At 60.2% G+C, this 21988-nt stretch carries 18 protein-coding genes; 10 read left to right on the top strand and 8 right to left on the bottom strand.

What is annotated here, in order from left to right; translation table 11 throughout:
• From ACR0KL_RS01545 to ACR0KL_RS01555, 3 genes are all read right to left on the bottom strand, one after another.
• On the bottom strand, window positions 1-1470 hold the full coding sequence (locus tag ACR0KL_RS01545; protein ID WP_480776575.1) for a carboxypeptidase M32: 1470 nt from the start codon (window positions 1468-1470) through the stop codon (window positions 1-3).
• 4 nt (window positions 1471-1474) lie between these two features.
• The gene (gene ctaA, locus ACR0KL_RS01550; protein WP_480776576.1) at window positions 1475-2620 is read right to left on the bottom strand and encodes a heme A synthase; all 1146 of its coding nucleotides are present in this window, start codon (window positions 2618-2620) and stop codon (window positions 1475-1477) included.
• A gap of 62 nt (window positions 2621-2682) precedes the next feature.
• Window positions 2683-3426, bottom strand: a complete 744-nt coding sequence (locus ACR0KL_RS01555) for an RNA methyltransferase (protein WP_480776577.1) — start codon at window positions 3424-3426, stop codon at window positions 2683-2685.
• Window positions 3427-3587: 161 nt separating this feature from the next.
• On the opposite strand from ACR0KL_RS01555, the gene ACR0KL_RS01560 reads away from it, so the two are divergent.
• Entirely contained in the window at window positions 3588-4211 is a 624-nt protein-coding gene (locus ACR0KL_RS01560; protein WP_170676161.1) for a thiamine phosphate synthase, read from the top strand.
• Here ACR0KL_RS01560 and ACR0KL_RS01565 read toward each other — a convergent pair.
• The gene (locus ACR0KL_RS01565) at window positions 4204-5310 is read right to left on the bottom strand and encodes a HupE/UreJ family protein (protein ID WP_170676162.1); all 1107 of its coding nucleotides are present in this window, start codon (window positions 5308-5310) and stop codon (window positions 4204-4206) included. The genes ACR0KL_RS01560 and ACR0KL_RS01565 overlap by 8 nt on opposite strands.
• A 165-nt stretch (window positions 5311-5475) precedes the next feature.
• Between ACR0KL_RS01565 and ACR0KL_RS01570 the strand changes: the two genes are divergently transcribed.
• The 3 genes from ACR0KL_RS01570 (at window position 5476) to ACR0KL_RS01580 (ending at window position 8019) form a co-directional block, all read left to right on the top strand.
• Entirely contained in the window at window positions 5476-6369 is an 894-nt protein-coding gene (locus ACR0KL_RS01570) for a PfkB family carbohydrate kinase (RefSeq protein WP_170466701.1), read from the top strand.
• Window positions 6366-7277 (top strand): pseudouridine-5'-phosphate glycosidase, encoded by a 912-nt coding sequence (locus ACR0KL_RS01575; protein ID WP_480776578.1) that lies wholly within the window; start codon window positions 6366-6368, stop codon window positions 7275-7277. Before ACR0KL_RS01570 ends, ACR0KL_RS01575 begins: the two co-directional genes overlap by 4 nt.
• 64 nt (window positions 7278-7341) lie before the next feature.
• Complete coding sequence (locus tag ACR0KL_RS01580) at window positions 7342-8019, top strand: DUF502 domain-containing protein (protein ID WP_170373840.1); 678 nt, start codon at window positions 7342-7344, stop codon at window positions 8017-8019.
• On the opposite strand, the gene ACR0KL_RS01585 is transcribed toward ACR0KL_RS01580, so the two are convergent.
• Window positions 8020-9045 (bottom strand): patatin-like phospholipase family protein, encoded by a 1026-nt coding sequence (locus ACR0KL_RS01585; RefSeq protein WP_170676164.1) that lies wholly within the window; start codon window positions 9043-9045, stop codon window positions 8020-8022.
• Between the two features lie 64 nt (window positions 9046-9109).
• A complete protein-coding gene (locus ACR0KL_RS01590; protein ID WP_480776579.1) occupies window positions 9110-9883 on the bottom strand; it encodes a 3-hydroxybutyrate dehydrogenase in 774 nt (257 codons plus the stop codon).
• Window positions 9884-10169: 286 nt separating this feature from the next.
• Between ACR0KL_RS01590 and ACR0KL_RS01595 the strand changes: the two genes are divergently transcribed.
• Both ACR0KL_RS01595 and ACR0KL_RS01600 read left to right on the top strand, forming a co-directional pair.
• On the top strand, window positions 10170-11984 hold the full coding sequence (locus tag ACR0KL_RS01595; RefSeq protein WP_170676166.1) for an extracellular solute-binding protein: 1815 nt from the start codon (window positions 10170-10172) through the stop codon (window positions 11982-11984).
• 296 nt (window positions 11985-12280) lie between these two features.
• On the top strand, window positions 12281-12502 hold the full coding sequence (locus tag ACR0KL_RS01600) for a hypothetical protein (RefSeq protein ID WP_170458509.1): 222 nt from the start codon (window positions 12281-12283) through the stop codon (window positions 12500-12502).
• 2 nt (window positions 12503-12504) lie between these two features.
• Here the strand turns inward: ACR0KL_RS01600 and ACR0KL_RS01605 are convergent, their stop codons facing one another.
• Window positions 12505-13128 carry a helix-turn-helix domain-containing protein gene (locus ACR0KL_RS01605; protein ID WP_170373845.1) on the bottom strand — a complete coding sequence of 208 codons (624 nt, stop codon included), beginning with the start codon at window positions 13126-13128 and terminating at the stop codon, window positions 12505-12507.
• 65 nt (window positions 13129-13193) lie between these two features.
• Here ACR0KL_RS01605 and ACR0KL_RS01610 point away from each other — a divergent pair, with 65 nt between their 5' ends.
• From ACR0KL_RS01610 to ACR0KL_RS01625, 4 genes are all read left to right on the top strand, one after another.
• Window positions 13194-14711 (top strand): class I adenylate-forming enzyme family protein, encoded by a 1518-nt coding sequence (locus ACR0KL_RS01610; RefSeq protein ID WP_480776580.1) that lies wholly within the window; start codon window positions 13194-13196, stop codon window positions 14709-14711.
• Window positions 14708-15376 (top strand): DsbA family oxidoreductase, encoded by a 669-nt coding sequence (locus ACR0KL_RS01615; protein WP_170373847.1) that lies wholly within the window; start codon window positions 14708-14710, stop codon window positions 15374-15376. Before ACR0KL_RS01610 ends, ACR0KL_RS01615 begins: the two co-directional genes overlap by 4 nt.
• Window positions 15377-15454: 78 nt before the next feature.
• Window positions 15455-16663, top strand: a complete 1209-nt coding sequence (locus ACR0KL_RS01620) for a multidrug effflux MFS transporter (RefSeq protein ID WP_170676168.1) — start codon at window positions 15455-15457, stop codon at window positions 16661-16663.
• 61 nt (window positions 16664-16724) lie between these two features.
• On the top strand, window positions 16725-18383 hold the full coding sequence (locus tag ACR0KL_RS01625) for a tetratricopeptide repeat protein (protein ID WP_170676169.1): 1659 nt from the start codon (window positions 16725-16727) through the stop codon (window positions 18381-18383).
• Between the two features lie 133 nt (window positions 18384-18516).
• On the opposite strand, the gene mfd is transcribed toward ACR0KL_RS01625, so the two are convergent.
• A complete protein-coding gene (gene mfd / locus ACR0KL_RS01630) occupies window positions 18517-21978 on the bottom strand; it encodes a transcription-repair coupling factor (RefSeq protein WP_480776581.1) in 3462 nt (1153 codons plus the stop codon).
• Window positions 21979-21988 lie beyond the last annotated feature (10 nt).

Here is a 21988-nt window from a genome sequence, read left to right on the forward strand (position 1 = left end):
TTACAGCCCGTAGAGCGCGCCGAATTTCTGCTCAAGATAACTCAGCAGCGGGTCCGGCCCCGGTTCAACACCACTTGCACGCTGGATGACCTCACGCGGGGCGTAGAGTCCGCCATATTGCTGGACATTCTCGCGCAACCACGTGGTCGCGCCCGAGGTATCACCCTGGGCTAGTTGATCGTCCAGCCCAGGCACGGCGCCGCGCAGCGCCTGATAGAGACACCCGGCATAGACGTTGCCCAGCGAGTAGGTCGGGAAATAGCCGAACAGACCCACGGACCAGTGGACATCCTGCAAACACCCATTCGAGGGCTTGTCGACCCCATAACCGAAAACTGCCTTGAAGCGGTCGTTCCACGCGGCCTCAAGGTCCGAGACCTGCAGTTCCCCAGCCATCAACGCGCGCTCCAGATCAAAGCGCAGCATGATGTGCAGGTTGTATTGCACCTCATCCGCCTCGGTCCGGATATAACCGTTCTGGACGTGGTTCACAGTCGCGTAGAAGGCGTCGGCATCCGCGATCCCGAAATCTCCGAAGGCGTCGCGCATCTGGGTGAACAGCCATCCGGTGAAGGCGCGCGAGCGGCCAAGCTGGTTTTCATAAATCCGGCTTTGGCTTTCATGCACGCCCATCGACACGCCCTGTCCCAGAGGCGTCAGCGCGTAGTCGGGGTTTATACCCTGTTCATAGGCGGCGTGGCCGACCTCATGAATAGTTGAGTAAAAGCAGTTGAACGGGTCAGTCGCGCTGGTTCGGGTCGTGATCCGCACGTCCGAGCCACTGCCCGAGCTGAATGGATGCACAGCCTTGTCGACCCGGCCTCGGTTTAGATCATAGCCGAAGGCACGCGCCAGTTTTTGCGACAGGCGCATCTGTTCGGTTTCGTCGAACGAGCCATCCAGAGCCTTTGGGGAGGGTCGATCCAGAACCGCCGCCCGCAGTGCCACCAAGCGGGGGCGCATCTGATCGAAGATCTCGGCAATCTGAGCTCCGGTCGTATAGGGCTCATAGTCCTCGACCATAGCGTCGTAGACGTCACCACCTTGTGCCAGCGCGGCCCCTTCCTCGCGTTTCAGCGCGACGACTTCTTCCAGCACGGGCAGGAAGGCCGAGACGTCCTCATCCGCGCGCGCCTGCGCCCATTTGCCTTGCGCGGCAGAGGTGACCCGAGCAAGCGCCTTGGCCAGATCGGCGGGGACTTTGATGGTGCGCTCATAGGACCGGCGGATCTCACGCAACTGGGCCTTGCCCGAAGGATCGGTCGTGTCGGCCTGGTCCAGCCATTCGGCCACGCGCGGGTCGGATTTGCGGGCGTGCAAAACGGCCTCGATCGCGGCCATTTCCTCGGCCCGTTGCGGAGCAGCTCCGCGCGGCATCATGGTTTCCTGATCCCAGCCAAGCCGGCCGGCAATCTGACCAAGGGCCGAGGTTTCACGTTGAAAGGCCATCAGGTCGTCAAAGGCGCTCATCGGGTCACGCTCCACGGATTGAGGTTGCAATGGGATAGCCGCTCAGGAACCGCGCACGCAGGATCAGGGTCCAGACCACGACGGCCATGAATTGGTGGAAAATGGCGATCTGCCAAGGGGCTGCGTAGACGACCGTGACGATCCCGACCACCACCTGCAGAGACAGGGCTGCAAAGGCTGTGTTGAAGGCGAAACGGGTCTGTGGATGGGCGCTGCCCTGCCCCCGACGCCAGACGATGATGGCGAAGATGAAAAGCAGATAGCCCGCGCAACGGTGGATGAACTGCACCAGTCCGGGGCTTTCGAAGAAGTTGCGCCACATCGGCTCCAGCATGGTAGCATCTGGCGGCAATAGCTGCCCACCGATCAGGGGCCAATCGGTGTAGGACCGCCCAGCGTCGATCCCGGCCACAAGCGCACCGATGAGTATTTGTAAAAAGGTGAAATGCAGGAGGCCGGTCGAGAGCGAGTACAGCTTCGCCTCTTTCGCGCGGCGCGCCTGCATCAGGTCACGCTCGTCCCGGCCCAGCTCAAAGATATACCATGCAAGGAACCCAAGGATCACGAAGGCCAAGCCCAGATGCGTCGCCAGACGATAGCTGGCAACGGCCGTCATCCCTTCGCCTTGCGTCACACCCGAGGCGACCATCCACCAGCCGACCGCACCCTGAACGCCACCCAAGGCACCGGGGATCAGCAGTTTGCCGGTCCAACCCGTCGGGATTTTGCGCGCGATCAAGAAGCAAAAGAAGCCAATCGCCCAGACAAGACCAATCAAGCGGCCCAGTTGGCGGTGGCCCCATTCCCACCAGTAGATGAATTTGAAATCATCCAGCTCCATCCACTGGTTCTGGATGCGCCACTGGTCGATTTCCTTGTATTTGTTGAATTCGGATTGCCAGTCGGCCTCGGTCATCGGCGGAATGGCCCCAGTGATCGGACGCCATTCGGTGATCGACAACCCGCTATCGGTCAGGCGCGTCAGGCCACCCACGGCGATCATCACAACGACCAGAGCGAACAGGATCATCAGCCACGCCCGGATCGCCCTGCGTGCCCCGCCCCGGCCCTTGTCGATCATACCGGGTTGAACGGCTTGTTGTTTTTCGGTGTCTGAGACTTCTTCGAAGATGCTGCGCTTGGCGCTCATGCTGTCCTCATATGTCCTGGATTTTGTCGCAAGCTAGGGCCAGTGAGGGGCAAGGTCCAGCCTTACCCTTTGTCTTTCCAACGGACCATCTGACGCATGACACCGTGCAACATCTGCACATCCGCCCGCGTCATCCGCATCCGCGACCACAGGTTGCGCAGATTGGTTTTCATGCCTTCGGCCTTTTCCGGCGGGTAGAAGAAACCAGCCTCTTCCAGCCGATCTTCATAGTGTTCGACCAGCTTCTCGACCTCGATCCCGGTCGCCCAGTCGCCCTTGCCCAGATCGGTGGCCTCATGCACCACATCACCGGTCTGACGCATCCATTCATAGGCGGTCAGCAGCACGCATTGCCCAAGGTTAAGCGAGGCATATTCCGGGTTCACGGGCACGGAGATGATGGCATTGGCCTTGGCGATATCCTCATTCTCAAGCCCGGCGCGTTCGGGGCCAAAGAGAACCGCCACCTTTTCGCCCGCAGCAACCTTTTCAGCCGCGATCTGCATGGCGCGTTCCGGGCTGTAGACGGGCTTGGTCAACCCGCGTTGCCGTGCGGTGGTCGCAAACACGAAGGTTGTGTCAGACAGCGACCCAGCCAGATCTTCAAACAGTTGCGCTTCATCCAGAAGCCGACCAGCGCCGCTGGACATCGCCACCGCCTTAGGGTTCGGCCACCCGTCCCGAGGGGCCACGATCCGCATCCGGTCCAGCCCGAAATTCCACATCGCCCGCGCGGCGGCCCCGATGTTTTCGCCCATTTGCGGGCGCACGAGCACAAAGGAAGGCTGAGAGGTGTCACTAGGCATGGCTGTCTCCGAAAGTTCCGCCTGCTCTAATCACCCAGCCTCATCAGGGCAACCCGATCCTCTTCTTCTGTTCCCAAATACCCGCTCGGCAGGCATAAAAGTTTGCTTCCCCCACTCAATCCGCTAAACCGCGCCAAAGAATGAAAGCGAAGGACGCGCTAATGGACACCCCCGAGCAGCCTCAGATCTATCTGATCACACCGCCGACCATCACGCTTAGTACCTTCCCCGACCAATTGGCGCGGGTTCTGGACGGGACCGAGATTGCCTGCATCCGGCTGGCCTTGGCTGGCAGCGACGAGGACACGATCGCCCGCGCCGCAGATGCCTGCCGCGAGGTTGCCCATGCGCGGGACGTGGCCATCGTGATCTCGAACCACGTTCTACTGGCGCAACGGCTGGGGCTGGACGGCGTGCATCTGGACGATGCAGCGCGCTCGGTCCGGGCTGCGCGAAAGGAGCTCGGCACAGATGCGATTGTCGGCAGCTTTTGTGGGGCCTCCAGCCATGACGGCATGACGGCTGGCGAAGCAGGCGTTGACTATGTCGCCTTCGGCCCGGTCGGAGCATCGTCATTGGGCGACGGCACTCTTGCCGAAAAGGATCTGTTCCAATGGTGGTCGGAAATGATAGAGGTTCCGGTCGTGGCCGAGGGCGGGTTGACCCCAGACCTGATCCGCAGCCTGTCACCGCATACGGATTTCTTCGGCATCGGTGATGAAATCTGGTCGGCCGAGGACCCGTCGGCAGCACTGAACGACCTGTTGTCCCATATGGCTAGCTGAGTATCAGCGGCTCGGCCAACCAATAGACGGAAATTCCCGCAATCAGGATCGAGGCCAGAACCGATATCCGGCCTCGCATCCTCTCAGACGCTCCGGCAATCAGCGTTGAAATCGCAAAACACGCGGCGGCTATGGCGTAAAGCGCCACCAGCACCCCGCCCGCATAGCCGAATATCGCGGGTGGCAAATGATCCGGTGGGACTCCAATCGTCGCCAGCGAGGTGTTTAGCGCGATCCCACACAACAATCCGGCACCAAAAACAGCGAGCAAGCGGAAAACGGTCAGACGCCTGAGAACCAAATTCCACAGCGCCAACAAAAGCGTTGCAGCCGTAAGCGCTTGAGAGGCAAACGGCAAAGCAACCGCGCCGTAGACCGAAACCGCCAGACCGAAGATCAGCCCGAGGGACACAAACAACATCTGCGCCAACAACGGACGCAGGCTGAGGGTCAAAAAGACCAGCGACAGCACAAGGGCAATCTCGTGATAGCCATACGGCAGGATGCGAGAGAGCCCCTTTGGCAGAAACACCTGCAGCACCTGTTGCGGGCCGAGCGCGGCACCGCCTTGCAACGGGATTAGAGGGCTGACCTCTCCGGCGACCAGATAGCCCGTGTAGGGTGCGTCGACACGCTGTTGTTTAACGACGGCAGGCCCATGCCCCTCGGGCCATGTCAGGCGCAGACTGGACGCGCCTTCCGGCAGCGGCGCAGCCAGCAGCAGCTTTGACAAACGCGGAGTATCAGGATCACCGACAATGGGAATGCGCACGCCCTCATAGGACAGCCGGACCGGGCCTGCGAGTTCGACCCTCAGCGTCTCGGCCCAGTCTTTGACAAACGACCGAACCTCAGGCTCCAGCTCTGAGGAGACCCGCCGGCGCAACTCTCTGTACCGCGCGTCATCGGCGAAATCCGGGCGGGCTTCTGGGTCGATCCCGGCCACGAACATCTCGGCATTCAGCGTGACCTCAAGGAACAGAGTGTCTGCTTTCGTCCAGAACTCGACAATCGTCGGAGTGGTCTGAGCCTTCGCGGGCCACGCCGAAAGCACCAGAAAGACAGGTAAAATCAGGAGAAAACGGAAAATACCGTTCATCTGCGACGCTCATCAATAAAATCATCAATCATACAGGTCGAGTGTCCCGCCGAACGCGTCGGATCGCAAGTCGAAACGACCGCGGGCGAGATCACAGAGGCCTTATCTCTGTTACCGCTGACGTTCTGACTTGCACGGCCCTCGGTGCTGCGGCATGACAACACCATGACTCAGAACAGTGAAATCCTGTGTATCGGCTCGGTCCTGTGGGACGTGATCGGACGCTCAGCCAGTGCCATGCGGCAAGGATCGGACGTGCCGGGGCGGATCACGCGCCTGCCCGGCGGCGTCGCCATGAACATCGCCATGACGCTTGTGCGGTTTGGCATGACCCCAACCCTGCTGACTGCCATTGGCCGCGACCCGGAGGGTGACGAGCTGGTCCACGCTTGCGCCCGGCTCGGCATGGTCACCGACCATATCTACCGCTCGCAAGACCTGCCGACCGATCGCTACATGGCGGTCGAAGGGGCCAACGGTCTGATCGCGGCCATCGCTGACGCCCACTCGCTTGAGGCTTCGGGGGCGAAAATCCTGCGTCCGTTGATGCACGGGCCGCTGGGCTATGAGAACACGCCGTTTGAAGGGCCCATAGCGCTAGACGGCAACCTAACGCTGGACCTTTTGGAAGAAATCGCCCAAAGCCCCGCCTTCGCCAAGGCGGACCTACGGGTTGCACCCGCCTCACCCGGCAAAGCCGAGCGACTGCTGCCCTTCCTAAAACATGCCCGCGCGACGCTCTATGTGAACCTCGAGGAGGCTGGCCTGCTGTGTCAGCGCGAGTTCACCGATTCCGAATCCGCCGCCAAAGGCCTGCTGGACCGGGGCGCGCTGCGCGTTCTCGTCACCGATGGCGGCAATTCGGCCACCGTTGGCTCGGCCTCGGGCGTTCTGACCCAGACACCTCCGTCTGTGCTTGTAACTCGCGTGACCGGCGCGGGCGACACATTCATGGCCGCTCATATCGCTTCAGAATCAGACGGCGCCGATGCGCAAACGGCATTGACCCGCGCGCTCCACGCCGCTGCAACCTACGTTTCAGGAGAAACTCCGCTGTGATCCCTATCCACTACTCTGCCGAGGTCCGCGCCGCGAAAGACGCAGGCCACCCCATCGTGGCGCTTGAAAGCACCATCATTACCCACGGCATGCCCTACCCTCAGAACGTTGAGGTCGCCGCGCAGGTGGAACAGGACATCCGCGATGCCGGAGCTGTGCCAGCCACCATGGCTGTGATCGAAGGCGTACTGCATGTGGGCCTTGAACCCGACCAGTTGCAGGCGTTGGGCCAGGCTCAGGGTGTTGCGAAAATCTCACGCGCGGATATGGCGGCGTGCATCTCGACCGGCGGGACCGGAGCCACAACCGTGGCCGCAACAATGATCGCCGCGCAATATGCGGGGATCGAGGTGTTTGCGACCGGCGGGATCGGTGGCGTCCATCAGGGGGCCGAGACCACGTTTGATATCTCAGCCGACCTGCATGAGCTGGGCCAAACCCCTGTGACGGTCGTGGCAGCGGGTGCCAAAGCGATCCTCGATCTCGCCAAAACGCTGGAAGTGCTGGAAACGCTGGGCGTTCCGGTCATCGCCTATGGTCAGGACACGTTTCCCGCCTTCTGGTCCGCGCAATCCCCATATGCCGCACCGCTGCGCATGGACAGTGCCGACGCCATCGCCAAGGCTCATGCGACGCGCCGCGCGCTGGGCCTACCGGGCGGTCAGCTGGTCGCGAACCCAATCCCAACCGCAGACCAGATCCCGGCCGAGGAAGTGGCCCCGATCATCGCTGCAGCCCAAGCAGATGCCGATGCCCATCGGATCACCGGCAAGGCCGTCACACCCTACCTACTGCAGCGGATCTTTGAAAAGACCGAGGGCCGTTCACTCACCGCGAACATCGCCTTGGTACGCAACAACGCACGATTGGCGGCGAATATTGCTAAGGCACTGGTAAACGGCGCGTAAACCTGCCCTATTGCACCGGCGCATCGGACTGCTTAGGTAGTTTTGCAAACCACTCGGACCTGTAATGAACACACCGTTTGACGAAGAGCCCCACCGCCGCCCCGGCCTGTTCTCGCGCCTGCGCGGTTCTTTTCTGACGGGCATCGTTGTTATTGCGCCAGTCTGGCTGACAATCTGGCTGATCTGGTCCGTCGTGGGCTGGATCGACAGCGCTGTGTTGCCGCTGGTGCCACAGCAGTTCCGCCCTGAGGAATATGTGGGAATCAACCTGCGCGGCGTCGGGGTCATCATCTTCCTGGTGTTCACCATTCTGGTCGGCTGGGTTGCTAAAGGTATCTTGGGCCGGTCCTTCATCTCGTTCACCGAGAGCCTCGTCGATCGGATGCCCATCGTCCGTTCGATCTATTCCGGGATCAAACAGATCTCGGAGACGGTATTTGCGCAAACCGAGCGCTCCTTCGAGAAAGCCTGCCTGGTGCAATATCCACGCCGTGGCATCTGGGCCATCGGGTTCGTTTCGACCACAGCAAGGGGTGAGGTTAGCAATCGCGCGGAAACAGGCGGCAACCTCCTGAGCATCTTCATCCCGACAACGCCCAACCCAACTTCCGGCTTTCTGCTGTTCTTCCCGGAAGAAGATGTGATCCTGCTGGACATGTCGATAGAAGAGGCCGCAAAGCTCGTAATCTCGGCCGGTCTGGTCTATCCCAACGAAAAAGACCCGACGCAGCCGCCAGAGTAATCAGCCAAACATCGCGGGCAGATCGACGGTACTGTGCTGTCCAAGATCATCCTTGTGGCGCGCCAGAAACCCATCTGCCGCGTCGCGGCCCGCGTGCTTCAACTTGTGCAGGATCACCGGATTGGGCACCGTTTTGGTCGCCACAGACAAGCTGTTCATCAGCTCATTATCCGCAATCATGTGGACCAAAACGCGGCTCATCTCACCGGCTTTCAGCTTGCCTTCTTCCAGCAGTCGCTGAACAAAATTAATCGCCCGCAGCTCGCGGAACAGGGATGAGTTAAAGCTGATCTCATTGATCCGGTTCTGGATTTGCTGCGGCGTAACCGGCAACTCGTCCCGTTCCAGAGGGTTGATATTCACGATCACCACATCATCCGGCAGGTCGTCCTCGAACAACGGGTACAGCGCCGGGTTGCCGGTATAGCCGCCATCCCAATAGGCCTCAGTCCTGTCGGTCTTGGTATCATAAATCTCGACCGCTTTGAACAGCGTCGGCAAACAGGCCGAAGCCAAAATCGCATTTGTCGAGATCTCATCGCCCGTGAACACGCGGATCTTGCCGCTGCGCACACAGGTGGCGCACACAAACAGACGTGGCCCCTGATCAGCGCAAACCTCATCAAAGTTGAACCGGTCCACCACGGATTCCAGAGGGTTCGAATAGAATGGACCATAAGCATAGGGCGACACCATCCGCGACCAAGCATCGCCAATGGAGTAAGGCAGCGAATACTCCATCGCCTGCGCAATGCTCGCAGGCTCAAGCCCCCTGAACCAGTTGGCAATACGCATATCACCAAGGGCCCCCATGCGTTTCCACAATCCGTCCAGCCGCGCCCGCGCGCCCTCGCGCCCATTTGCAACCATGCCTGACTTGAACGCAGCCCCGTTCAATGCCCCGGCTGAAGTTCCGGTGATCGCCGCGACCTCGATATCCTCTTCATCCAAAAGCCGGTCGAGAACACCCCAGGTGAACGCCCCATGCGCCCCACCGCCCTGCAAAGCCAGATTGATCCGTTTCATGGTTCCGCCTCTTCATCTGGCCAACAATACCTCGGGGGTTTGGGGGCAGAGCCCCCATGAAACCTCACAAAGCCGTCCAGCCCCCATCGACCGAGATCGTCGTACCAGTGATCTGCGCCGCTGCATCCGAGCAGAGGAACTGTACCGTCCCGCCCAATTGCTCGACCGTGGCGAACTCCTTGGACGGTTGCCGCTCCAGCATGACGTTCTTGATCACGTCCTCACGGCTCATGTTGTATTCCTTCATCGTGTCAGGGATTTGCGCTTCGACCAGAGGGGTCAGCACATAGCCCGGACAAACCGCATTGCAGGTGATCGGCTCTTGCGCGGTTTCCAATGCGACGGCCTTGGTCATGCCAACAACACCATGCTTGGCCGCCGCATAAGCCGCTTTGAACGGAGAGGCCGTCAAACCATGGGCCGAGGCGATATTCACCACGCGCCCCCACCCGCTCGCGCGCATCAACGGCAAGGCGGCGGCGGTCGTGTGGAAGGCCGAGTTCATGTTGATCGCAATGATCGCGTCCCATTTGTCGATCGGGAACTGGTCAATTGGCGACACGTGCTGAATACCCGCATTGTTCACCAGAATATCGCAGGAGCCCGCCTTCTCGATCAGGGCGCGACATTCATCCCCTTTGGACATATCGGCCTGAATATAGCGCGCGCTCGTACCGGTCTCTTTCGAAATCTCTTCGGCCAAAGCGTGATCTTCATCCCGATCCGTGAACGAGTTCAAAACCACGTCCGCCCCGGCCTTCGCCAGTTCGCGCGCGATGCCCAGACCGATGCCCGAATTTGATCCCGTGATGATTGCCGTTTTTCCCGAAAGGCTCATGACTGCATTCCCTCTGAGTTCACCTGAAACGCAGAGTGCCATGCTGCACCTGCAAAGAAAACGGGGAACTGCAGAATGAGTGGCTGCAAATCTGCAAAAAAAAACGCCCGCACGAAGCGGGCGTTAAGTTATTGAGGCAGGTTTCATACAGGCAAGAAACCTATCGAGCAGTGAGACCTTTATAAGCAATTCTGCGCTTTCGTCCAAGCTAAAAGTTTGAAAACAAGAAAAATCATCGCTACGATGAATCCCAACAAAATAAGGCCAGAGCAGGATTGTTTCCAAAATGAGCCCGTATTTTTCACACCCGCTTCGTGGTTTGGCAGCGGGAATCGCCCTGCTTTTTGCGTCCTCACTGGCACAGGCAGAATCGACTCATGGCATAGCTATGTATGGCGACCCGGCCTTACCACCGGATTTTGTGTCTCTACCCTATGCGAACCCAGAGGCACCCAAAGGCGGCAAAGTCGTTTTCGGAAATACCGGCGGCTTTAACAGTTTGAACCCGTTTGTGCAAAAAGGCACCCCTCCGTGGCAGTTAAGATTTTGGACCCACGAGAGCCTGATGGGCCGCTCCTGGGATGAACCTTTCACTCTTTACGGGCTGTTAGCCGAATCGGTTGAGACTGCACCAGACCGGTCATGGGTGGAATTCACCCTCCGGGAAGAGGCTCGATTCTCCGATGGCACCCCGGTCACAGTTGACGATGTGATCTGGTCTTTCCAGACCCTCGGGACCGAAGGGCATCTGCGCTATCGCGGTCTCTGGTCCAAGATCGACAGTATCGAACAGACCGGTCCGCGCTCGGTCCGGATCAGCTTCAACGAGGCTGACCGCGAACTTGCATTGATCGTGGGGCTGCGCCCGATCCTTCAGAAAGCTCAATGGGAGGGGAAGGATTTTGCCGACGCGCAGCTGCACGACGTTCCTGTCGGAAGCGGACCCTATGTGGTCGAAGATTACGAGGCCGGTCGCTACGTGAACCTGCGTCGAAATCCGGACTATTGGGGCGCTGATGTTCCGTTTCGCCAAGGCACGATGAATTTCGATGACATCCGGATTGAATTCTACGGCGATGCCACCGTTCTGTTCGAAGCCTTCAAAGCCGGAGAGCTTTCCGCCGTGCGTGAGTTCAACGCCGACAAATGGGACACGCAGTACAGCTTCCCCGCCGTTCAACGTGGCGATGTGATCAAGACCGAGATCCCGCATGGTAAGCCCTCGGGCATGACCGGGCTGGTGATGAACACCCGCAAAGCTCCGTTCGACGACTGGCGCGTGCGTGAAGCCCTGATGCTGGCCTTCAACTTCGAATTCATCAACGACACGATCACCGGCGGTGCGCAGTCGCGGATCTCATCCTATTTCTCGGGCTCTGATCTGGCGATGCAACCGGGACCCGCGACGGGGCGCGTTGCGGACCTGTTGGCGCCCTATAGCGCAGACCTGATCCCCGGAACGCTTGAAGGCTACGCCCCACCCGAGGGCGACGGCTCGGCCCGAAACCGCGCGAACCTGCGTAAGGCGGCAAAACTGTTGGCCGAGGCTGGCTGGACCATTCAGGACGGCGTGCTGCGCAATGCAGCGGGTGAGCCGTTTCAGATCACCGTTCTGCTGCAACAAGGCGATGGTGAGATGCAGACAGCGGTCGAGATCTACACCCGTGCGTTGGAACGTCTGGGCATTCAGGTCACGACTGAGCGTGTCGACAATGCGCAATATACCGGGCGGGTATCTGAGCTAGATTTCGATATGACCCCGTTCCGCCGTGCCCTGTCACTGTCACCAGGCAATGAACAGCGCCTCTATTGGGGCAGCGAGTCCGCTGATGCACCGGGCACGCGCAACCTGATGGGCGTCTCCTCACCCGCTGTTGACGGGATGATCGACTCCATGCTGGCTTCGGAAAGCCGCGAGGATTTCGTGGCCGCCACCCGCGCCCTCGACCGCGTTCTGACGGCTGGCCGATACGTGATCCCGATCTGGAGCTTCGACGTCGGCCGCATCGCCCATGTCAGTGCGCTGAAATACCCCGAAACTCTGCCGATCTACGGCGATGGCCCGCAATACCTGCCCGAGGTCTGGTGGTACGCTCAGTAGAACCACGCGCATAGGGTGTAGCGCACCGGACCTAACACCTTATGCACGCGATGATCGGCAAAAACTGGCACATTCTGCGATGAACAAAATCATGGGTTCATAGCACAAAGGCCCCCTATATATGGGCGTTTCACCGGATTTTGCACCAGACCCGCCGCGCAAACCTGACTCTGATCGGCATAATTCTGATCAGGCCAGGGGTGCGACATCTTGTCATGTCTTACGCAACGTTAACTCCTCCGTACCCTACTCGTAGGGGAGAGCCGTCCTGAAACCCGAAGAAGGAAAGCTCGCAGATGCTGAACTGGACCGATCTGACACAAGACTGGAACGCGTGCTACGCCCGCGCGAAACGCCGTTTTCCCAACCTGAGGGACCAGGACATGCCGCGCGTTGGCAAGGATCGCAAACAGTTCGAAGCCTATCTGGCCGAACGCCATCACCTGACCGTCAATGAAGCTCACGAAGAGGTCGAGGATTTTCTGTTCACGGAATCGCTGAACCGCGAATTGAACTGATCCTAGGCCAGTGACGTCACCCAGAGGATGGTCGCATCCTCATCGCTGACCGAAATCACATTATGCCCCATGCTGCCGTCGTAATAGGCGCTGTCGCCCCGGCGCATCTCCACTGGTTCGTAGAACTCGGTGTACAACCGCACGACGCCGGTCAGGACGTACATAAACTCCTCCCCGTCGTGACGCACCCAACCTTCGAACTCATCCATCGAACGGGCGCGGACGCGGGCGCGATAGGGTAGCATCTGCTTTTTGGTCAGGGTTTCGGCCAGCAACTCATGTTCATATGTGGCGGTGGCATGTGCAGCCCCTTCGCCAGACCGGGTCACGGCCATACGGCCAATCACCTGCTCACGCTGCGGCGGGGTGAAGAGCTGAGGCACCGAGATCTCCAACCCGATGGCCAGCTTTTTCAGCGCATCGTACGTGGGCGACATCTGGCCATTTTCGATCTTGCTGAGCGTAGAACGCGCCAGACCGGCCTGCGAGGCCGCCTGCTCCAGCGTCCAGTTGCGCGCCTTGCGCAATTCGCGCACGCGGGCGCCCAGGTCCAAAGGCTCGGGTTCCGTGTGTTCGCCTGCATCGCGGGCAATGCGGATCAGGGATTTGGGATCTTGGGTACTCATGCCATCGTCTATAGGGCGCACAAGCCGCGCTTGCAACGCGCCATGGGCCGGGTTAGCCAGTTGCCATGCTGTCAATCTTCGATCAGGGGCCACCGACGCCCTGCCCGACCCCGTTCAATCTGGCCGCTCATGTGTTGGGCAAGGCGGATGCGTTGACCGATAAAACGGCCCTGTCCGTGTTGCGCCAAAACGGGTCCGAAAACTGGAGCTATCGCGCATTGAAAGCCGCCGTTCTGGGAACGGGTCAGGGCCTGTTGCAGGCCGGACTGCACCCCGGGGACATCGTGCTGATGCGTCTTGGAAACACCGTCGAGTTTCCGATCGCCTATCTTGGGGCCATCGCCGTCGGTATCGTTCCTGTTCCGACCTCATCGCAACTGACCGAGCCGGAAACCGCGCGGATCATCGCGGAGCTTTCGCCCGCCGCCATCTTGCGCGACCCTTTGGTGGATTGCGCCCATCATCCACGTCAGATCCATCTGGACGACCTGATCGCCATGCATGACCTACCGCCCGCATCGTTCGATATGGGCGACCCCGAGCGTCTGGCCTATGTGGTCTATACCTCGGGGACCTCCGGCAAGCCCCGCGCAGTCGCCCATGCTCATCGTGCGATTTGGGCGCGTCAGATGATGGTCGATGGCTGGTACGGGCTGACTGAAAAGGACCGCCTGTGCCACGCGGGTGCGTTCAATTGGACCTATACGCTGGGCACCGGCCTAATGGATCCGTGGACGATCGGCGCTTCGGCCCTGATCCCTGAACCCGGCACCGATATGTCTCAATTACCGCAAATGCTGCGCCAAAACCGCGCGACGATCTTTGCTGCGGCACCGGGTGTTTTCCGCAAGATGCTGTCCGGTACGGATCGGATTGAGCTGCCCGATTTGCGCCACGGCCTATGCGCCGGGGAAAAGCTGTCTCGGTCGCTGCATGCCCAGTGGGAAACGGCCACCGGAACGGAGCTCTACGAAGCGTTCGGCATGTCCGAATGTTCAACCTTTGTCTCGTCGAGCCCGACCCATCCTGCGCGCGGGGATGCCCTCGGACAGCCGCAACCGGGCCGCCGAGTCGCGATCCTCGGGCCGGAGGGACCCGTGCCGCAAGGGACCGAGGGGACCATCGCCATTCACCGCTCCGACCCCGGCCTGATGCTGACCTATCTGAACGCACCCGACGAGGCGGCCGACCGACTGCAAGGCGACTGGTTCCTGACCGGCGATCAAGGCGCCATGGCCGTCGATGGGCAGATCACCTATCTGGGGCGCGACGATGACATGATGAACGCAGGCGGCTACCGCGTCTCGCCGGTTGAGGTCGAATCCGTCCTGTCCCGCTATCCCGGCATCACTCAGGTCGGGGCCGCAGCCGTCGAGGTTAAACAGGACACATTTGTGATAGCGGCCTTCTACTCCGGCCCCGATAGACTGGACGAAGACGCTCTGCACGCCTATGTCCAAGCCAATCTGGCGCACTATAAACAGCCGCGCGCCTTCGTTCACCTTCCCGAGTTGCCAACCGGCGGCAACGGCAAACTCCTGCGCCGCGCGTTGCCGGCCTATTTCAAGGCGTCCACCCCATGAGCCAAACAGACACCCAGACCGTCAAGCTTGATATCCTGTCCGATCCGATCTGCCCGTGGTGCTACATCGGCAAAACCCATCTGGACAAAGCTTTGGCAAAACTGCCGGACCATCCGTTTGTGATCGAGTGGCACCCATTCCAGCTGAACCCCGACATGCCCGATGCCGGCATGGATCGGCGCGAATATCTGGAACGGAAATTCGGCGGCAAGGACGGTGCGGTGCGCGCCTATGCGCCCGTGGTCGAACATGCCGAAAATGCGGGCCTCAAAATCGACTTTGAGGGGATGAAGCGCACACCAAACACTCTGGACGCGCATCGCCTAATCCACTGGGCTGGGATCGAGGGCAAGCAGAACGCCGTTGTCGATGCTCTGTTCGACGCTTACTTCGTTCAAGCGCGTGATATCGGCGACCCAGAGGTCCTGTCCGACATCGCTGACAGCGCTGGTATGGACGCGGCAGTGGTGATGAAACTGCTCAAATCCGACGCCGACCGCGAGGATATCCGCAACCGCGACACCCACTCACGTGAGATGGGCGTCAGCTCGGTCCCGACCTTCATTGTTGCCAATCAGCATGCCGTTCCGGGCGCGCAACCTCCTGAAATGTGGGAGAAAGTGATCGGAGAAATCATGTCTCAACTTGAGGCTTCCTCTGCATAGAAGCACAGAGGTCTGTGCGAAATTCCGGTCTGGCGCAACCTGATCTGCCGTGATAGCGCGATCAGGTAAGGAGTCCCCATGACCAACCGCATGTCTCGTGGAGAGTTCATTGCGCTGATCGCAATGATGTTCTCGACCATCGCCTTTTCGATCGACTCGATGCTGCCCGCCCTGCCCGAGATCGGCGCGCAGCTCAGCCCGGATGACGTCAATCGCGCACAGCTGATTCTGACGTCTTTCGTGCTTGGGATGGGGATTGGCACGTTCTTTACCGGCCCTCTGTCGGATGCGTTTGGCCGCAAACCGGTCATCTATGGCGGTGTTGCGCTCTATATTGCGGCCTCGGCCGTAGCTTGGGCCAGTTTCTCGCTTGAACTCGTTCTGGCTGCCCGTGTGGCGCAGGGGCTGGGTGCTGCGGGTCCACGGGTTGTGGCTATGGCAGTCATCCGCGATTTGTACTCGGGCCGGATCATGGCGCGCATCATTTCGATCGCGATGCTGCTGTTCACGCTTGTACCCGCCGTGGCGCCCATGTTGGGGGCCGGAGTGATCGCCCTGTTCGGCTGGCGCGGTATCTTTATGTCCTTCATTCTGTTCGCGCTGATCGTCTGCGTCTGGATGGGAACCCGCCTTCCCGAGTCGCTGGCCGTAGAAAACCGTCGCCCCTTCCGCCTTCCACTGATGGTCGCCGCAACGAAAGAGATGTTCGCCCATCCAACCGTGCGTCTGTCGATCATGGTGCAAACGCTGTGCATGGGGATATTGTTCACCATGCTGACCATGGTTCAGCCCGTCTATGACGTCATCCACGACCGGGCCGAGAGCTTTCCGTTCTGGTTCGGGTTCGTCGCCCTGATGTCCGGATCGGCCAGTGTGTTGAATGCGGCCCTCGTGGTGCGCGTCGGCATGCGCCGCATGGTAACATGGGCGCTCGGGGCGCAGATTGGCATCACGGCGCTGGTGATCGTGACCAATTCCTTCCCGCTGTCGCCCGACGCCTCGTTTGGCCTGTTCGTTGCCTGGCAAACCACCGTTTTCTTCATGGCGGGTGTCACCATGGGCAACCTGAACGCCATCGCGATGGAGCCGATGGGGCATATTGCCGGCATGGCGGCCTCTGTCATCGGCTCGGTCTCGACCGTGCTCGCCGCGGCCATTGCCGCTCCGGTCGGGCTGCTGTTCGACGGCTCAATAGTGCCTTTGACCACCGGCATTCTGACCATGTGTATCCTGGCCTTTGGCCTAATGATCCACATGGGGCGCATCGAAAACAGACTGCTCGCCTGAGGATTTTCAGCCCGGATCAAACGCGCTACGCTGTCCCGACAAACATGGCGGAGGGTCAGTTATGAGCGAGTACTACGATCTGGGCACCTATTCCTGCCCTGTTTCTACAGCATCCGCTGAAGCCCAACTCTGGTTTGACCGAGGGCTGGTCTGGACCTATGGCTACAACCATGATGAGGCCGTCGCCTGCTTTGAAAAAGCCGCCGAACATGACCCAAACTGTGCCATGGCGCATTGGGGCGTCGCCTACGCGGCTGGCCCGAACTACAACCTGCCGTGGGATTTGCAAGATGACCGGGGACGGCAAAAAGCCCTGACCAAAGCCTTTGACGCCACGCAAAAGGCGCTGAGCCTAACCGATAGCTGTACCGAAGTTGAAAAGGCTCTGATCCACGCCCTGCCGTCCCGGTATCCGCAGCGCGACACGACCGAGGGCATGCATGATTGGGACTATGATTTTGCCGACGCTATGCGCGCGGCCTTCAAAGCTCAGCCAAATCACCTGGACCTGCGTACAATCTATGTTGAGGCGCTGCTCAACCTGACGCCGTGGCAAATGTGGGACCTGTCAACTGGTCAACCCGCCGACGGGGCCGCCACGCTTGAGGCGCAAGAGGCGCTGGAATGGGCTATGCAGAACGACACCGACGCCATGTCTCACCCCGGCCTTCTGCACCTGTACGTTCACCTGATGGAGATGTCCCCAACCCCCGAAAAGGCCCTCAAAGCGGGCGATATCCTGCGCACTCTGGTCCCGGATGCAGGCCACCTTGTGCATATGCCGACGCATATAGATATCCTCTGCGGCCACTATCAGAACGTGGTGCATTGGAACCAGAAAGCCTCGGAAGCGGACCTGAAATACTATGAGCGTGAAGGGGCGTTCAACATCTACACAGGCTACCGCCAGCACGACTATCATTTCACCATCTATGGCGCGATGTTTCTGGGTCAGATCGAACCGGCCCTGCGGGCCAACCAGGGTATCTGGGACACGACCCCCGAAGAGATGTTGCGCATCGAGAGCCCGCCCATGGCGGATTTCTTTGAAAGCTACATGTCCATGGGGCCTCACATCCTGATCCGCTTTGGCCGATGGGAAGAGGCAAAAGCGCTGGCGCTACCCAACGACCCCAACCTGTACCGCACGCTTACAGCAACCACCCACTACGCCCGCGCGCTTGCTTTCGCCGCGACCGGCGACGTGCCCAAAGCCGAGGCCGAGGAGCAGCTTTTCCTTAAAGCAAAGGACCGAGTGCCCGAGGCTCGGCGATTGCACAATAACCGCGTCATCGATCTGCTGGAGATCGCGACCGAAATGCTGCGCGGTGAGATCGAATACCGAAAGGAAAACTTCGATCTCGCCTTCGCCCACCTGCGCCGATCTGTCGAATTGGACGACACGTTGCCCTACGACGAGCCTTGGGGATGGATGCAACCCACCCGCCACGCGTTGGGCGCGCTGCTCTTCGAACAAGGCTATTTGACCGAGGCGGAAACCGTTTACCGAGAAGATCTGGGCCTTGGTGGAACTCTCAGTCGCGCCTCGATCCATCCGGACAATATCTGGAGTTTGAAGGGCCTGCACGATTGCCTGAAAGCCCGCGGTGATACGATTGAGCTACCTCAGATCAAACAGAGGCTGGACTTGGCCCTGGCAAGGGCCGACCGCGCAGTCGCCGCATCCTGTTTCTGCGCCCAGTCCGCTATGCAGACCTGAATCGCGCTACGCGCGATGCCTCCGGCGGAGGTATTTTTAGCCAGATGAAGTCCGGATCCAATGCTTCATCTGGCCGGAAATATCCCGGGGGAGTCGCGGCTTGCCGCGGCGGGGGCAGCGCCCCCCTTCCTAACTATCCGCCTGTTTTGGCCTTTTTTCTTTCTGCCACGACTTTCTCAGCAAGGTCACGCGCAATCGCAAAAGCGCCTTTGATCTTGTCGCTGTCTTTCTTCCAGTCGCGCCGCACAACGATTTTGTTGTCTTTGACCTTCGCCATGCCGCGCTGGTTCTGGATGAATTCGACCAACCCTTGCGGCGAGGCGAATTTATCATTGTGAAACTGGATCGTCGCCCCTTTCGGCCCGCCATCCAGTTTTGCAATACCCGCGCGCTTGCACATGGCCTTGATGCGGACGACCAGCATCAGGGTGTTCACCTCTTTTGGCAGCGCCCCGAAGCGGTCAATCAGTTCCGCGGCAAAGCCCTCAAGTTCGACCTTGGTCGAGAGCGATGACAAACGGCGATAGAGGCCCAGGCGGACATCGAGGTCAGGCACATAATCCTCGGGGATCAGTACCGGTACGCCCAGATTGATCTGAGGCGCCCATTGGTCATCGGCGTCCGAAAGCCCTTCCATCTCGCCGGCCTTGATCTTGGCAATCGCCTCTTCAAGCATCGACTGGTAGAGTTCATAGCCCACATCGCGCATCTGGCCGGATTGTTCTTCGCCCAACAGATTTCCGGCCCCGCGAATATCGAGGTCCTGACTGGCCAGCGTGAACCCGGCCCCCAGCGTATCGAGCGACCCCAGAACGCGCAGGCGCTTTTCGGCGGTGGCGGTCAGCTTCTGGCGCGGCTTGGTTGTGAGGTAGGCATAGGCGCGGGTTTTTGAGCGCCCGACCCGACCTCGGATCTGATAGAGCTGCGCGAGGCCGAACATATCGGCCCGATGCACAACCATGGTGTTGGCCGTTGGGATATCCAACCCACTTTCCACAATGGTCGTCGCCAGAAGCACGTCATATTTACCATCGTAGAACGCGTTCATGCGGTCGTCGAGTTCACCTGCCGCCATCTGCCCATGAGCGACGACGTATGTCAGTTCTGGCAATTGCTCCTTCAGGAACTCTTCGATCTCAGGCAGATCCGAGATGCGCGGCACAACGTAGAAGCTTTGCCCACCGCGATAGTGTTCGCGCAGCAATGCCTCGCGGATCGTCACAGCGTCGAACTCGCTGACGTAGGTGCGGATCGCCAGTCGGTCGATGGGTGGTGTGCCAATGATTGACAGGTCGCGCACTCCGGTAAGTGACAGTTGCAGCGTCCGAGGGATGGGCGTTGCGGTCAGTGTCAGAACGTGGATATCCGAGCGCAGTTGTTTCAGGCGCTCTTTGTGGCCAACGCCGAAATGCTGTTCCTCGTCGATGATCAGCAGGCCGAGATTGTTGAAACGGACACCTTTCGCCAGCAGAGCATGGGTGCCGATCACAATATCGACTGTCCCGCGCGCCAGCCCGTCTCGAGTCTGTTGCGCCTCTTTCGCCGAAACAAAACGCGATAGCTGCCGGACCTCCAGAGGGAAGCCTCGGAAGCGTTCCTTGAACGAGGCTGCGTGTTGACGAGCAAGCAGAGTGGTCGGCGCAACGACGGCTACCTGCACGCCTGACATGGCGGCGACAAAGGCCGCGCGCATGGCGACTTCGGTCTTGCCAAAGCCCACATCGCCGCAGATCAGACGATCCATCGGCGCGCCGGAATGCATGTCCTCCATCACCTCGGAGATTGCGCGCAGCTGGTCGTCGGTTTCCTGATAGGGGAAACGCGCGCTGAACTCCTCCCACGCGTGGGGCGGTGGGTCCATCACGGGAGCTTTGCGCAGGGCGCGTTCGGCCGCGATGCGGATCAGCTTGTCCGCCATCTCGCGGATGCGCTCTTTCAGCTTGGCCTTTTTCGCCTGCCACGCGCCGCCGCCCAGACGGTCCAGCAGCCCTTCGTCGTGGCCGTATTTGGACAGCAGCTCGATATTCTCGACCGGCAGGTACAGCTTGGCTGCTTCGGCATATTCCAGCAGCAGGCATTCATGTGCCGCACCGGCGGCTGTGACGACCTCCATCCCCATGTAGCGACCGATGCCGTGGTCAACATGAACGACCAGATCGCCGGGGCTTAGGGATTGGGTCTCGGTCAGGAAGTTCTCGGCCTTGCGGCGTTTCTTGGGCTGACGGATCAGGCGGTCGCCCAGAACGTCTTGTTCCGCAATCACGGTCAGGTCAGCCGTCTCAAACCCATGTTCCAAGGCCCAGACCGCCAGATGGAGGCCCCTTTTGCCGATGCGCGTACCATCGGTGACCGGGATCGCCTCGGCCAGACCTTCGTCTTCGATCAAGCCGGTTAGACGCTCTCGCGCGCCTTCGGAATAGGACGCGATCAGCACCGGCCCCTTGTCCAGCTTGCCCTTGATGTGATCCGCCAGAGCACCGAACAGGCTGATGCTTTCCTGTTGGCGTTCGGGCGCAAAGTTCCGCCCGATCCGCCCGCCCGCGTCGATCACGCCGGGTCCGCTGGCCTGCGGCAGAGGGCTGAATTGCAGCACGCGCCGATCGCCCACGGCCCGATCCCACGCCGCGTCATCGAGATAAAGCAAACCCGGCGGTGTCGGCTTGTAAACCGTATCCATGCGTGAGCGGTTTTCCAGCGCCAGCCGCCGTGTCTCATACTGATCGGCAATCGTATCCCACCGCGCCAGACGCGCGGGTGAGACCTGATCGTCCAGAGAAATCGTCGCCTCCGGCAGATAGTCGAACAGGGTTTCCAGCTTTTCGTGGAAGAACGGCAGCCAATGTTCAATGCCCTGATGTTTTCGGCCCGCACTGACGGCCTCATAGAGCGGATCATCCGTGCCCGCCGCGCCGAATTCGATGCGATAGTTCTGACGGAACCGGGTGATGGCGGCCTCGTCCAGAATAACCTCGGATACGGGGGCAAGCTCGATCACGTCAAGCTTTTCGGTGGTGCACTGCGAGACCGGATCAAAGCGGCGCGCGCCGTCCAGAACGTCTCCGAACAGGTCCAACCGGATGGGGCCGGATTCGCCCGGAGGGAAGATGTCGATGATCCCGCCCCGGATCGCGTAGTCTCCGGGCTCCATCACGGTCGGGCTTTGGGTGAACCCCATCCGCACCAGGAACTTGCGCAGGGCGTCTTCGTCCACGCGTTGGTTGACGCGAGCGGTAAAGGCAGCCTCGCGCAGAACCTCGCGCGCAGGCACGCGTTGGGTCGCGGCATTCAGTGTGGTCAGCAGCACGAAACGCTCGGGCATCTGGTGGACCAGCGCTGCTAGCGTCGCCACCCGCGCTGCGGCGATATCCGCGTTGGGCGAGACCCGGTCATAGGGCAGACAATCCCAACCGGGGAAAACGAAAACCGGCACATCAGGGGCAAAGTACGCAAGTGCTGCGCGCATCCCCTCGAGCCGCTTGTCATCTCGTGCCACATGGCAAACCGGCCCACCAGAACGCGCGATCTCGTTCAGGACAAGCTGTGCATCATACCCTTCGGGGGCGCCGCCGACTGTCACGTGGTTCGGAGCCTTCATCCCTGACCCT

Source organism: Ruegeria sp. C8 (assembly GCF_056537565.1).